Raw genomic sequence first — 15,155 nt, 5'->3', positions numbered from 1 at the left:
AAACAGTTATAAAATTTGTTTTAGTTATAGTATTTGTTCCATTTGCATCAGATACTTTTAGTATTACGGTATATGAGCCCGGATTTAAATAAGTGGCACTGGGATTTATTTTTACTGATGTTTGTCCGTTTCCAAAATTCCAATAAAAAGAAGTAGGGTTGCCTGTTGATAAATTTGTAAATTTAACTGACAACGGACTGCAACCTGATGTAACATTTGAACTGAAGTCTGCATTTGTTTGAGCAAATAAATTGAAGTTAGTAAATAATATAAGTATTATTGTTTTTAAAAATGACTTCATTTAAATTTGAATTTTTATAGTATGTACAAAAAATCAATCAAAGGTAAACAAAATAAAACAGTTTTTTTTAAAAAAGTTAATAAAAAGGAAAGGATTTGGTGTTATTATCAATAGAAAATCAGTATTTTGCAACACTCGACAAATAAAATATTTTTTTAATCTTTACACTTATTTTTTAACAATTTTTTTTTGATGATAACTTTCCTTTCAAGCATGTTTTTATTGAAGTTTTATCTTTACGTTTAATTTCCACTCATTTTACTCTTACAATTTAAATAACGAAGGTTTGACAACAATGGTTGCCTAATTTACAAAAAAAAAAATTAATTTTGTTGGTTTTTTTAAAAGGTACAAATTAATATTACAATTCTTTCAATGAAAGCCTGTATCCCCTTTTGGGATTATAAGAAATAATTCTTGCAGTGAGTGTTTCGCCAATTTTAAACTCATTTTTTAAATCAGGGCTTTCCCCTTTATTTGCAAAGCCCTTTGTAATTGTACATTCTTGAGTTACACCTGCAACTGTTAATTTCAATCTTGTTTTAAAAATCTTTTTTACTTCGCATTCGATTACACTATTAATTTCTAAAACATCAGGCTTATTAATAGACGCACTTTCTTTTGCTTTGTTAGAATCTTTCTGTGATTTCTCCTTTTGTGGTTTAAGCTTTTTTAATTTTTTCTCTGTGAATTTCAGCTCATTTAATTTTTTGAAAAGCAATCGCTTAAAGACTTTTTTGTCAATATCATTTCTTAGTTTTACAGCCTTAATAAAATTATCAATAGAATCATTAAAATTTCTTTTATTAAAATCAATAATACTTTGTTGGTACAAATTATCAGCCTTTCCTTGTAATAAATTATCGGAAATTAAAGAGCCTGGAGTTTCTTGTTTTGCAAAATTTAAAGCATTGTAATTTACTTTAATATCACGCTTATAAATCGGGCGTTTTAAAATCATTCCACCAAAGGTACTACAACGACTTAATGCAACATAAACTTGTCCTGCTGCAAATGCAGGACTATCTCCAAGGTCAATTATTACATTTTTTAAAGTTAATCCTTGGCTTTTGTGAATTGTTACCGCCCAAGCTAATTTTAGAGGATATTGAGTAAAAGTTCCTATTACTTCCGATTCAATTTTTCGGTTTTCGTTATCCCAACTGTATTTTACATTTTCCCATTTTACTTTTTCAACCTCATGAATCTCATCATTGTCTAATTGAACTTCAACGTAATCTTTTCCTATTTTTTCTATTTTAGCAATTGTACCGTTTACCCATCTTTTGTCAGGGTCGTTTCTGATAAACATTACTTGAGCTTTTTCCTTTAGCTGAAGTACATAGTCGGTAGGCATATTTTTTTCAGGAAACTTATTTTCTATTTCACCTTCAAAAACAAATAATTCTGATTTTAGATTATTTAATTGAATATCATTAATGTCTGAAACAATTCTGTTTTTTGTTGCAAGTGTTACATAATTATCGTTTTTTTTGGGAGAAAAATTTGGTTTGTATCTTTTGTTAAGCATTCTTAATTCTTCGTTGTCAATGCTATTTATCCTAACTTTATTTAATAAGTCAATAAAATTTTGTTCCTTTTGACGATAGATTTTTTTTAGCTCAATAATATTTAGTTCAAGTTGTTCAAATACTTTTGCACTAAAGAAAAAGGGACTTTTATAAAACCTTCTTAAAATTTCCCATTCCATTCCTGCAGCAATTGGTTCCAACTGAAAAGTATCACCGATCAAAATAACCTGTTTTCCTCCAAATGGTAGATTTCTTTTACCTCCAAATTCTTTGAGCAATTTATCAATTACATCAAGAAGGTCAGCCCTAACCATTGAAATTTCATCAATAACAAGGGTATCCATTTTTCGTATAATTTTTTTCTTTGCACTATTATATCTAAAATTTTCATGGATATTATTTGCACCTATCCTTTTCAACCGTTCATCATCAGGAGTGTATGGACTGGGTTTTATTTGAAAAAATGAATGAATGGTTACTCCTCCTGCATTTATTGCGGCAATTCCTGTAGGAGCAATCACAACAATATTTTTGTCTAAAGTTTCTTTAATAAACTTTAAAAAAGTAGTTTTTCCCGAACCGGCTTTTCCTGTCAAATACAAACAACTATTTGTGGACTTTACCAATTCAAAAGCGTTTTTCCACTCTTGATTATCAGGGTCAATCTTGAAGTTAATTTTTGTCATTACTATTTCTTGTATTCACAAAAATAAAAAAATTTATTGGGATATGAATGTTTTATTAATTTTTTAATTCTGCTTCAAAGCAATCAAAACACATTCACTTCAGGGATTATTTCAACATCAAATTTTTCTTTTACAGATGCTTGTATTTTTTTTGAGAAATCATAAATATCTTTACCCGAGGCATTTCCATAGTTAACAATTACTAATGCTTGATTTTTGTAAACTCCTGTATTTTTAATTCTTTTTTCTTTCCATCCGCAAAAGTCGATAAGCTGAGCGGCAGGAATTTTTATTTTGTTGCCATGTTTATAGAATTTTAAGTCGGGAAATTTCTTTTTAAGCTTTTCAAATTTTGCTTTTGGAATTATTGGATTTTTAAAAAAACTACCGGCATTTCCTAACTTTTTAACATCAGGAAGTTTCTGTTTTCGTATTTTTATTATTGCATCACTTATTTTTTTTGCACTTAAATTTTTATGGTTTTCTCCTAATGCTTCCTTGATGCCTAAATAATCAATGTTAAAACAATCTTTTTTGCTTAACTTAAAAGTAACGGAAATGATGAAATATTTATTTTTGAATTTCCCCTTGAAAGTACTCCAGCGATAATCAAATTCACAATCTCTGGCAGTAAATATTTTTTTTTCAAATGTTTTTAAATCAATTGCTTCAAGAGAATAAAAAACATCTTTTAGCTCTGCACCGTAAGCTCCAATATTTTGAATTGGAGAAGCACCAACGGTTCCTGGAATTAATGAAAGATTTTCAACACCGCAATAATTGTTGTTTACACAAAACTCTACAAACTCATGCCAAATTTCACCCGATGATGATTTTAGCAAAACATTGTTTGCTGTTTGGTCAATAACTTCAATTCCTTTAAGTCGGTCTTGAATTACTAATCCTTCAAAATCTTTTGTAAAAAGTATATCACTTCCTTCCCCGATAATTAATTTGGGTATTTCTTTAAAATCAGATAGAAGTTTTATGATATCATTTGTTGAAGATACTTCGGCAAAATATTTTGCATTAACATCAACAGCAAAAGTATTGTGCTTTTTTAAAGAGTAATTTTCTAAAACTTTCATAGGTTTAAAACTTAAACTTTTTCCCAAGAAGCCCCGCCTTTACCATCTTTTACAAGTATTCCAAGGTCTTTTAATTTATCTCTAATAAGATCGGATGTTTCAAAATCTTTATTTTTTCGTGCATTTTGTCTGATGTCTAAAAGTAAGTCAACTACACCGTCAATGTTATTATCTTCCGAAGAAGAATCGCTAATGAGTCCTAAAATATCAGTTACAAAAACTTTAAATTTTGATTTAAAAATTTTAAGGTCTTTTTCGTTCAGGCTTTCTTTATTTTCGGCAAGACGATTTATATATTTTGCAGCTTCAAAAAGTTCGGCAATTAATCGTGCTGTGTTAATGTCATCATCAAGCATTGAGTAACATTTTTTTACCCATGCGTTTATGTCAATACTTGATTTTTCGGAAGCTTTAAGTTCTTCAATTTTATCTAAAGCAAGGAGTAGCTTTTTACTTCCTTTTTCGGCAGCTTGCAATGCATCATTTGAGAAATCAATTGTACTGCGATAGTGTGCTTGAAGTATGAAAAAGCGAATTACCATCGGGCTGAAATCTTTTTTTATAGCTTTATGATTTCCTGTAAATAGTTCTTCAAGAGTGATAAAGTTGCCCAATGATTTGGACATTTTTTGTCCGTTGATAGTTATTAGATTGTTGTGAATCCAATACTTACAAGGCTCTTTTCCAAAAGAAGCAACAGATTGAGCTATTTCGGATTCGTGATGTGGGAACATAAGGTCTAATCCACCTCCATGAATATCGAAAGGTATTCCAAGATATTTTGCTCCCATAGCCGAACATTCTATATGCCATCCGGGAAAACCTTCATTCCATGGTGACTGCCATTTCATTATGTGATTGGGAGTAGCTTTTTTCCAAAGTGCAAAATCTATAGAGTTTTTTTTATCGGATTGTCCTTTTAATTCTCGTGAATTTGATAAAAGGTCTTCAATAATTTTTCCTGATAATTTCCCGTAAGGATGTTTCTTTGCATATTTTACTAAATCAAAATAGATATTTTCATCGGTTTTATAGGCATATCCGTTTTCTAAAATTTTTTCTATTAAATTTATTTGTTCAATTATATGTCCTGATGCATGTGGCTCAATGGAAGGTGGAAGGCAGTTAAGTTTGTCTAATGCTTTGTGGTAATTATTTGTGTAAAACTGAGCAATTTCCATTGGTTCAAGTTGCTCAATTCTGGCTTTTTTTGCTATTTTGTCTTCACCTTCATCAGCATCATTTTCAAGATGACCTACATCCGTAATGTTTCTAACATAGCGAACTTTGTAATCGAGATGCTTAAGGTAGCGAAAGAGTATATCGAAACTAATTGCCGCTCTTGCGTGTCCGAGATGCGGATCGCCATAAACCGTTGGTCCACAAACATACATTCCTACATGAGGTGGATTTAACGGTTCAAATACCTCTTTCTTTTTTGAATACGAATTATATATTGTAAAAGTCATTTTATCTTTTGTTTAAAAATACCTGCTCATAAACTTTTTTAATTCCTTCTTCAAGGGAAATCTTAGGTTTCCAACCTGCAGCTTTAAGTTTTGATATATCAAGAAGTTTTCTTGGTGTTCCGTCAGGTTTTGTTTTATCAAATTTTAATTCGCCTTTAAATCCTGTAATTTTTTTAACAAGAAATGCAAGGTCTTTTATAGAAATATCTTCACCGCAACCAATATTTAAAAAGCTTTTTTCATTATAATTTTGAAGTAAATAAACACAAGCAGATGCCATATCGTCAACATAAAGGAACTCACGTTTTGGTGTCCCTGTTCCCCAAATTTCCACAAAATCCGAATTGTTTGTTTTTGCTTGATGGAATTTTTTGATTAATGCTGGTAAAACGTGTGAGTTTTTCAAATCAAAATTATCGTTTGGTCCGTAAAGATTTGTTGGCATTACAGAAATAAAATTACATCCGTACTGATCTCTGTATGCTTCACACATTTTTATTCCTGAAATTTTTGCAATAGCATAAGGCTCATTTGTTTGCTCAAGTGTTCCTGTTAACAAATGCTCTTCTTTCATTGGCTGAGGAGCAAATTTGGGATAAATACAACTGCTTCCCAAAAACAATAATTTTTTAACTCCGCTCAAGTAACTCTGATGAATAATATTGTTTTGTATCATCAGGTTTTCGTAAATAAACTGAGCTCTGTAAGTGCTGTTTGCCAAAATGCCTCCCACTTTTGCAGCAGCAAGAATTACATAATCAGGTTTTTCTTTTTCAAAATAATTTTTAACATCAGCTTGGTTTGTAAGGTCAAGTTTATCAATATCTTTTCCAATAATATTTTTGTAACCTTGCTTTGTTAAGTTTCGCATTATTGCAGAGCCTACCATTCCTGTATGTCCTGCAATGTATATTTTAGCGTTTTTTTCCATTTACTTAAGTTGTGTTTTAGTTTTATAGCCGCTATCAAAAAGGAATTTTTCTTTTTTCATTTTTCCCAAATCGTAAGTAATCATATCAGAAATAAGATCATCCAAAGAATGCTTAGGTGTCCAGCCGAGTTTTTCTCTCGCTTTTGACGGGTCGCCAATCAAAATTTCCACTTCGGTGGGGCGGAAATAAATTGGGTCTATTTCAAGAATAATTGTTCCCGGTTTGAGTTTCTTATTTTCTATTTCAAGTTCATCAAATTTATTTTTATCAATGCTGTCAACTATTCCTTTTTCATCAACTCCTTCGCCTTCAAATCGCAGATAGATACCAAGATTTTCAAATGATTTTTTTACAAAATCTCTTACTGTTGTAGTTATTCCTGTGGCAACAACGAAATCATCGGCAACATCATGTTGTAAAATTTTCCACATTGCTTCAACGTAATCTTTGGCATGTCCCCAATCTCTTTTGGCATTAAGATTTCCAAGATAAAATTTGTTTTGAAGGTTGAGGGCAATTCGTGCCGTAGCACGTGTTATTTTTCTTGTTACAAAAGTTTCTCCTCTCAATGGTGATTCGTGGTTAAACAAAATACCATTGCTTGCAAACATATCATAAGCTTCACGATAGTTTACCATTATCCAGTAAGCATATAATTTTGCTACTGCATAAGGTGAACGAGGATAAAATGGTGTTTTTTCACTTTGAGGGATTTCCTGTACTTTTCCATACAATTCGGATGTAGAAGCTTGATATATTTTTGTTTTTTTCTCAAGTCCAAGTATTTTTATTGCTTCAAGCAAACGTAATGTGCCAATTCCATCGGCATTTGCAGTGTATTCAGGAGTTTGAAAGCTAACATGAACATGAGACATTGCGGCAAGATTATATATTTCGTCAGGTTGAACTTGCTGAACAATATTAATAAGGTTTGCCGAATCGGTAAGGTCGCCATAATAAAGTTTAAAATTTACATCTTTTTCGTGCATGTCTTTGTAAATATGGTCAATTCTGTTGGTGTTGAATAGCGATGCTCTTCTTTTTATACCGTGAACTTCATAACCTTTTTCTAAAAGTAACTCAGAAAGATATGCTCCGTCTTGTCCTGTTACTCCTGTAATAAGTGCTTTTTTCTTCATAATTTTTTAATAAAATTTCTCAAGTCATAAAAGCTAAAGAAATTATTTTTTTTAAAAATTGAATCAAATAATTTGAACTATAATAAGCTTAAAAACTTTTTAGGTTAAAATAAAATTATTTGCAAAGTTAAAAAAATTACGATAAACGTTTTTGTAGGAATTAGTTAAAATTCTAAAAAACATTTTGAACTGCTATCTGAAATATTTCTATTGATAATTCTAATCGTTAACAATCAATTTTCCTGTAAAAATATCGCAAAAAGAAACATTTTTAATTTTGTAGAGTTTTCTAAGAAACACTAAATAAAACAAAAAAGTATGCAATACAACATTGAATATTGTTAAGTATAAATAACGATATTCTTAAATTTGATTTATTAAAAAATCTTTTTAAAATACAAAAAAATATAATATTATGAAAGTTACAGTTATAGGTGCAGGAAATGTTGGTGCTACATGTGCCAAAGTGATTGCAAACAGAGAACTTGCAGATGAAGTTATTCTTATTGATATAAAAGAAGGACTTTCTGAAGGTAAATCTTTAGATATGTGGGAAACATCTCCTGTATTGCTTTACGATACAAGAGTAAAAGGTTACACAAATGATTATTCCAAAACAAAGGATTCGGAAGTAGTGGTAATAACTTCAGGATTACCAAGAAAACCTGGAATGAGTCGTGATGATTTAATTTCAACAAATGCAAATATTGTAAAAGAAGTTACTGAAAATGTAGTAAAGTACTCTCCTAATGCAAAAATTATCGTTGTTTCAAATCCTCTTGATGTAATGGCTTACACTGCTCTTCTCGCATCAAAAAAACCTTCAACAGAAGTTTTTGGAATGGCAGGGATTCTTGACACAGCACGTTTTAAATCATTCATTTCAATGGAATTGAATATTTCTCCAAAAGATATTAGTGCATTAATAATGGGTGGTCATGGTGATACTATGGTTGCTTTGCCAAGATATTCAAGCATTGCTGGAATTCCACTTACACAAATGATTGAGAAGGATAAATTAGATGCAATTATTCAAAGAACAGTAGGTGGTGGTGGTGAGCTTGTAAAATTAATGGGAACATCAGCATGGTATGCCCCTGGTGCAGGTGCTGCTCAAATGGTGGAAGTTATTACAAGAAACCAAAAACGTTTATTACCTGTTAGTGCTTGGCTACAAGGCGAATACGGAATATCTGATATTTATTTTGGAGTTCCTGTTATTCTTGGTAAAAACGGTATTGAAAAAATAATTGAGATAGACCTCAACGATGAAGAAAGAGAAATGATTAATAAATCAGCAGAAGCTGTTAAAGTTGTTAAGGAAGTCCTTGACGGAATGAAATTATTCTAAAAATATTTTTTTTCATTTTTAAACAGAGCATTAACAATTTTGTTTTTGCTCTGTTTTTTTTGCTTCGGCTTCGCTCAGCATAACGCTGTTTTGGGAGCAAGATAAATTATGGAAACTTGTGTTGTTAGACAATTCTTCGTTCAGCATAACGCTGTTTTGGGAGCAAGATAAATCATGGAAACTTGTGTTGTTAGACAATTCTTCGTTCAGCATAAAGCTGTTTTATGAGCAAGATAAATCATGGAAACCTGTGTTGTTAGACAATTCTTCGTTCAGCATAAAGCTGTTTTGGGAGCAAGATAAATATCATGGAAACCTGAGTTGTTAGACAATTCTTCGTTCAGCATAAAGCTGTTTTATGAGCAAGATAAATATCATGGAAACCTGAGTTGTTAGACAATTCTTCGCTCAGCATAACGCTGTTTTGTGACATGGGACTCTGTGTTGTTAGCTATGCAAATACTTTAGCCAATTCTAAAAGTCTTTTACATTTGATCAATGCCTTCATAGTTTGTACCTTCTGAGCTACTTCTTTTTTTCTTTTTGTAATTATTTAATTGATAGCTAATGCTAAGGTTATATGATGGAGAAAGTCTTTTGAACTCATTAGACTGTATGAAATATATACCATAAGAAGTAAAAGCATGGTTCATTGTTCCAAAAATATCTCTTACTCTAAATGTTAATGAAAGTTTTCTTTTTAAGAAATCTTGTCTGATTGCTATGCTTGTAAAAAAGAAATCATCCCTTTCTCCCTGAGCAGTAATTGAAGGTGCAGAATAAAAACCACTTAATTGAATTTTTGTCTTTGTTTTTAAATTAATTGTTGAATTTAATCGTGAACTCCAAGTGTTTATTGCTTGATTTACATCATCGTCAATAATTTCTCCTTCAATATGATATTTAAAAAAGTTTGCACTTGCATTTATTGTCCACCATTTTTTTATCTCAATATTTCCCATAAATTCAAAACCAAGTGAATAATCTTTTGTGATATTGTCAAAAGTATGAATCATTACTTCGTTTTCAATCATGCGATGAATTCGTGAAATTTTATTGTTTGTTTCACGATAATATGCTTCCAGTGATAGGAATGAAGATTTTATTCTTTTCTGATATCCAAACTCTAAAGAGTTTATTAGCTCAGGTTCAAGATTAGGATTTCCTTGTCTTATATTTTTGTCATCAATATAATGAGGGAATGGGTCTAAATACCAATCCCTTGGACGGTTTATTCTTTTACTATAGCTTGCAAGTAATTGTTGGTCAGCAGGTAATTTTTTTGAAATGTGAAAAGAAGGAAAAATATCAACTCTATTGATAACAAAATCATCATTTAAAATATTTTGACTTATTATTCTATCTGTATATTCGGCTCTTAAACCAGCCATAAACCCAAAACCAAATAACTCATTTGTAAATGTTCCATAAGCAGAATGTATATTTTTTTGCACATCAATACTGTTATGTTGTTCTGCGTTTTTTATCCATTTATCCAAAGTAACATTATAATTTTCTAAATCATAAACTGAGTTGCTAATGTCTATTCTTGATTGTAATCCTGCTTCTAATTTCCCATTTTCACTGAATTTTTTTGTATAATCAACTTTAACTCTGAATTTATATCCGTCATTTATTTCAAATGAGCGTTGATTTTCGGGTGTTACTCCTTCAATCAACCAGTCTTCCAAAGTTTGATACTCGCTGTTGGTTTCAGTATCTTCTCCACCTCTTAAGGAATAATGAATATTTGTTGTAAGATTGTGGCTTTCACCATTAAAATCATGTTGATAAAAAAGGTCGGCAACATAATAATTATTCTGAATATTCATTTCATTTTCACGATAATAATAAATATTCGTATCGAAAGGATCTGAATACTCATGGTACTTTGATTCGAAATTAAATCCAAAAGAACGTAAGCCGTATTCTCCGGATAAGGTTAAAGAATTTTTTTCATTTATGATATAATCAAAACCGGCTTTAGCTTCATAGCCTCCATGATGTCTATCACGATCGGCTTCAAATGTTAAAAAATTAGTTGTGTCTGTTAAAAATGATTCGCGTTCCATGATGCTTGTACCCGGACGCTTCCGTTCATTATAATTTAAGGATGTAAAAAAATTGAAATTCCCTTTTCTGTAATTTAATAAAAAATCGACAGAATGGTTTCCAAAGGAACCAATGGAAGCGTTTATTATTCCATTAACACCTTCTCCTTCTTGTTTTTTCATAATAAGATTAATGATTCCTGCAACACCATCTGGGTCATATTTCGCTGATGGATTGGTAATTATCTCAATTTGTTTAACAGTACTTGCAGGTATTTGTTTTAAGGCATCGTTTCCACTAAGAACCGATGGTTTTCCGTTTATCAATAACTGAAAATTGGAGCTTCCTCTCAAAGAAATATTTCCATCAACATCGGTTTGAATAGATGGTGTATTTTCTAATACATCAATTGCAGTTCCTCCACTGGCAATAATATCTTTACTTACGTTAATTACTTTTTTGTCAATTCTGTATTCAATATGTTTTCTTTCGGCTCCAACTTCTACTTCTTCAAGCTCAATTGCAGCTTGTTTTATTGCAATAACTCCAAGATTTTTGTGCTGATTCTTAGGATTAATCATTATGTTTTTTATTTCCTTGTTTTCATAGCCGATAAAAGTTACAATTGCGTAATATCTTCCAAAGGGCAATTCTTTAAGGAATATTTTTCCGCTTTTGTCAGCTATGGCACCTGCTACTAATGAGGAATCACGCATATTGTATAAAGCAAAGCTTGCATATTCAACAAGATGTTTTGTGTCATTGTCAATTACTACAGCTATCAATTGTCCGATTTCAGGCATGTTCCCTTGTGGACGTTTTCTTTCTTGTGCATTTGTATTTATGGAAATAAAAAAAACAAATAAAATTGTAAGGATATTTAGTTTCATATAATTAATTTTCAAATATTCATTTAATGTGTAATGCAATATGACACTGAAATTTTTATTTTATTGCGAAAATTATTTATTTATTTTTATAAAGGGGGGTTCTATAAATACATTTCTTTTAAGAAACAAAGATAATGAATAAGATGCAAGGCACAAATTTTTCTGAATAGCATTAGCTATTGAGAAAAATTTTAACGCAGTCAGATTATTTATTATCTTTGTTCCCAAAGGGTTTTCAGAGTTTTTCATATACTTCTTCAAAAAAATTTACATTATCTCGATAGTGCTTCAAAATTTTTCATTGTCTATAAAAAACTCTGAAAATCTTAATGCGAATGTATTTATAGAACCCCCCTAAACTAAAAATGGGACTTGAAAAAGTCCCATTTTTGTAATAAGAATTATTTTTATCAATTTATTTGATATTTGCCTGAGCTGCTGCAAGACGTGCTATTGGTACTCTGTAAGGAGAACAACTTACATATTCTAATCCTACTCTGTGGCAGAATTCAATAGAGCTTGGTTCGCCACCATGCTCTCCACAAATTCCGAGTTTAATATCAGGTCTTGTTTGTTTTCCTTTTTTACAAGCCATTTCAACCAATTGACCTACTCCATCTTGATCAAGTTTTTGGAAAGGATCATATTCTAAAATACCTTTATCGAGATAAACAGGAAGGAATTTACCGGCATCATCTCTTGAATAACCAAATGTCATTTGAGTAAGGTCATTTGTTCCAAAAGAGAAAAACTCAGCACTTTCGGCAATTTCATCTGCTGTTAAAGCTGCTCGTGGTATTTCAATCATTGTTCCGACAAGATGAGCAATAGAATCTTTTCTTTCTTCAAATACTTCTTTAATTGTTGACCTAACTATATTTTCTTGCATTTTCATTTCTTTCAAAGTACCTGTTAATGGAACCATGATTTCCGGTTTTGCAACAATTCCTTTTTTCTTAAGATTTAAAGCCGCCTCAATAATTGCCCTTGTTTGCATTTCTGTAATTTCTGGATAAGTATTTCCGAGACGACAACCTCTGTGTCCTAACATAGGATTAAATTCCGATAGGTCATCAACTTTCTGTTTTACTTCTTCAACCGAAATTCCTAATTCATCAGCCATTTCTTTTTGATTTGCTTCTTCGTGAGGAACAAATTCATGTAAAGGTGGATCAAGTAATCTCACTGTAACAGGTAAATCGTGCATTGCTTCAAAAATACCTTCAAAATCTTCCCTTTGAATTGGTAATAATTTCAATAATTCTTCTCTTCTTCCTTTTTCATCATCGGCAAGAATCATTCTTCGCATTGCTGTTATTCTGTTTCCTTCAAAAAACATGTGTTCAGTACGACATAGCCCTATTCCTTTTGCACCAAATTTTCTTGCTACAGTTGAGTCACCAGGGGTATCGGCATTTGTTCTTATATACATTCTTGAGTATTTATCGGCAAGTTTCATAAGTTTTTCAAAATCGCCACTAAGTTCAGGGTTTTTAGTTTTTATTTTCCCATCATAAACATCACCTGTAGAACCATTCAAGGATATCCAATCACCTTCTTTATATTCTTTTCCTTCAAAAAGGACTATTCTTTTTTTATAATTAATTTTTGCTCTACCAACACCCGACACACAACATTTTCCCATTCCTCTGGCAACAACGGCAGCATGAGATGTCATTCCTCCTCTTGCTGTCAAAATTCCTTGAGCACTGTTCATCCCTTTAAGGTCTTCGGGTGATGTTTCTGTTCTTACAAGTATAACTTTTTTATCGTCATTTGTCCATTCTTCAGCATCGTCAGCAAAGAAAACAATTTGTCCTGTTGCTGCACCCGGTGAAGCAGGTAATCCTTTTGCAAGAACTTCTGATTGTAATAATGCTTCGTTGTCAAAAATAGGATGTAATAATTCATCAAGCTTGTTTGGTTCAACTCTGTTAAGTGCTGTTTTTTCGTCAAGCATTCCATCGTCAAGCATGTCCATAGCAATTTTAACCATCGCTACTCCTGTGCGTTTTCCGTTTCTTGTTTGTAACAGCCATAATTTACCATCCTGAACAGTAAATTCAATGTCTTGCATATCTTTGTAATGATTTTCAAGTTTTGTTTCAATTTCCAAAAGCTCTTTATACATTTGAGGCATTTCTTCTTCTAATGAAGCAAAATTGTTTTTTCTTTCTTCTTCAGAAACATTTGCAAGTTTAGCCCATCTTTTTGAACCTTCAAGAGTAATTTGTCGTGGTGTTCTAATTCCTGCAACCACATCTTCTCCTTGAGCGTTTAATAAATATTCGCCATTAAAAATATCTTCTCCTGTTCCTGCATCTCTTGTAAAAGCAACACCGGTTCCGCTGTTGCTACCAAGGTTGCCATACACCATAGCCTGAATATTTACAGCTGTTCCCCAGCTTGTAGGTATGTCATTAAGCTTTCGGTAAAGTATTGCTCTGTCATTTGTCCAGCTTTCAAAAACGGCAAATATTGCTCCCCAAAGCTGCTCCCAAGGGTCGATTGGAAAATCATGACCTGTGTTAATTTTAACTTCTTTAATAAAACTATCAACCATTTGTTTTAAATCTTCTACCGTAAGGTCTGTATCTAATTCTACTCCCTTTTTTTCTTTTATTTCTTCAATGATAATTTCAAAAGGATCTTCTTCCTCTTTTGATGCAGGTTTCATTCCTAAAACAACATCTCCGTACATTTGAACAAAACGTCTGTATGAATCCCATGCAAACCTTTCGTTTCCTGATTTTTTTGCAATTCCGTCAACAACTTCGGCATTTAATCCGAGATTCAAAACGGTGTCCATCATTCCGGGCATTGATGCTCTTGCTCCCGAACGTACTGAAAGCAATAATGGATTTTCTTTATCTCCAAATTTTGCTCCCATTATTTTTTCTACATCAGCAACATATTTTTTAATATCTGTTTTTATTTCGTTAATTAAAACGTCTTTTCCTTTTTCATTAAATAAAGTACAGGCTTCTGTAGTAATTGTAAAACCTGCTGGCACAGGAATGCCAACAAGATTCATTTCAGCAAGATTTGCTCCCTTGCCACCGAGAAGGTTTTTCATTTCAGTTTTACCTTCTGCTTTTCCGTTTCCAAATGAATAAATGTATTTTGTCATATCTTAATAATTTATAATTTTCAAAAAAATAATTGTGCAAAGGTAAGAATACATAATTGTTAAATAGCAAGATATTGAAAATTTAATGAGTAGAAAAATTTCAAACTATATTATAATTTACTTAAGTTTCGCATTTGAATATAAAGAATTGACATTCTGAAACTTATTAAATGTCGAGATGTGATAACATAAAGAAAATCAGTAGTATAATAATTCCATAATGAATTGTTTCATACTTTGTGATTCTTAGTGTCTTAGAATATTCGTGGCTAATTATCAATATCTTGCCACAAAGACACCAAGGCACAAAGTTGCACTAAGAAAAAATACATAATATAACAGTCAGATAATAAATATATGCTGAGCAGTCATAAGCTGTGTTTTGCTATATCGTGTAAACGAATAATAATCAATATGTTAAATACAGCACCAAAGCTCAAATTATGACCAGCCGAAGTATATGTTAGCACACAGAATTATTATGCGAAACTTGAGTAATTTATTATTCTAAACCACCATTGTGTTGCATGTAAATCTGGTTTTTCTAATTTAAGTAAAAAGATGATGCTGAGCAATTTTTGTGGT

General features: G+C 31.4%; 10 protein-coding genes. 1 reads left to right on the top strand and 9 read right to left on the bottom strand.

Annotation, left to right across the window (positions count from 1 at the left end):
- The 6 genes from U9R42_09325 to gmd all read right to left on the bottom strand — a co-directional run.
- A partial coding sequence (locus U9R42_09325; GenBank protein MEA3496221.1) for a PKD domain-containing protein occupies positions 1 to 301 on the bottom strand: 301 nt, incomplete at its 3' end.
- 361 nt (positions 302 to 662) lie between these two features.
- A complete protein-coding gene (locus U9R42_09320) occupies positions 663 to 2,519 on the bottom strand; it encodes an AAA family ATPase (GenBank protein ID MEA3496220.1) in 1,857 nt (618 codons plus the stop codon).
- A gap of 83 nt (positions 2,520 to 2,602) precedes the next feature.
- On the bottom strand, positions 2,603 to 3,607 hold the full coding sequence (murB, locus tag U9R42_09315; GenBank protein MEA3496219.1) for a UDP-N-acetylmuramate dehydrogenase: 1,005 nt from the start codon (positions 3,605 to 3,607) through the stop codon (positions 2,603 to 2,605).
- Between the two features lie 11 nt (positions 3,608 to 3,618).
- On the bottom strand, positions 3,619 to 5,076 hold the full coding sequence (gene cysS / locus U9R42_09310; protein ID MEA3496218.1) for a cysteine--tRNA ligase: 1,458 nt from the start codon (positions 5,074 to 5,076) through the stop codon (positions 3,619 to 3,621).
- 1 nt (position 5,077) lies between these two features.
- Positions 5,078 to 6,007, bottom strand: a complete 930-nt coding sequence (locus U9R42_09305; GenBank protein MEA3496217.1) for a GDP-L-fucose synthase — start codon at positions 6,005 to 6,007, stop codon at positions 5,078 to 5,080.
- Positions 6,008 to 7,147 carry a GDP-mannose 4,6-dehydratase gene (gene gmd, locus U9R42_09300; GenBank protein MEA3496216.1) on the bottom strand — a complete coding sequence of 380 codons (1,140 nt, stop codon included), beginning with the start codon at positions 7,145 to 7,147 and terminating at the stop codon, positions 6,008 to 6,010.
- 415 nt (positions 7,148 to 7,562) lie between these two features.
- On the opposite strand from gmd, the gene mdh reads away from it, so the two are divergent.
- On the top strand, positions 7,563 to 8,498 hold the full coding sequence (mdh, locus tag U9R42_09295; protein MEA3496215.1) for a malate dehydrogenase: 936 nt from the start codon (positions 7,563 to 7,565) through the stop codon (positions 8,496 to 8,498).
- A 485-nt stretch (positions 8,499 to 8,983) separates the two neighbouring features.
- Here the strand turns inward: mdh and U9R42_09290 are convergent, their stop codons facing one another.
- The 3 genes from U9R42_09290 to ppdK all read right to left on the bottom strand — a co-directional run bounded on the left by U9R42_09290 (position 8,984) and on the right by ppdK (position 14,570).
- Positions 8,984 to 11,440 (bottom strand): TonB-dependent receptor, encoded by a 2,457-nt coding sequence (locus tag U9R42_09290; GenBank protein ID MEA3496214.1) that lies wholly within the window; start codon positions 11,438 to 11,440, stop codon positions 8,984 to 8,986.
- A gap of 72 nt (positions 11,441 to 11,512) precedes the next feature.
- Positions 11,513 to 11,689 carry a hypothetical protein gene (locus tag U9R42_09285; protein ID MEA3496213.1) on the bottom strand — a complete coding sequence of 59 codons (177 nt, stop codon included), beginning with the start codon at positions 11,687 to 11,689 and terminating at the stop codon, positions 11,513 to 11,515.
- Positions 11,690 to 11,855: 166 nt separating this feature from the next.
- Positions 11,856 to 14,570 (bottom strand): pyruvate, phosphate dikinase, encoded by a 2,715-nt coding sequence (gene ppdK, locus U9R42_09280; protein ID MEA3496212.1) that lies wholly within the window; start codon positions 14,568 to 14,570, stop codon positions 11,856 to 11,858.
- Positions 14,571 to 15,155: the final 585 nt, after the last annotated feature.

It is taken from the genome of Bacteroidota bacterium (assembly GCA_034723125.1).
Taxonomy (GTDB): domain Bacteria; phylum Bacteroidota; class Bacteroidia; order CAILMK01; family JAAYUY01; genus JAYEOP01.
This window is presented reverse-complemented; position numbering and strand designations above follow the sequence as displayed.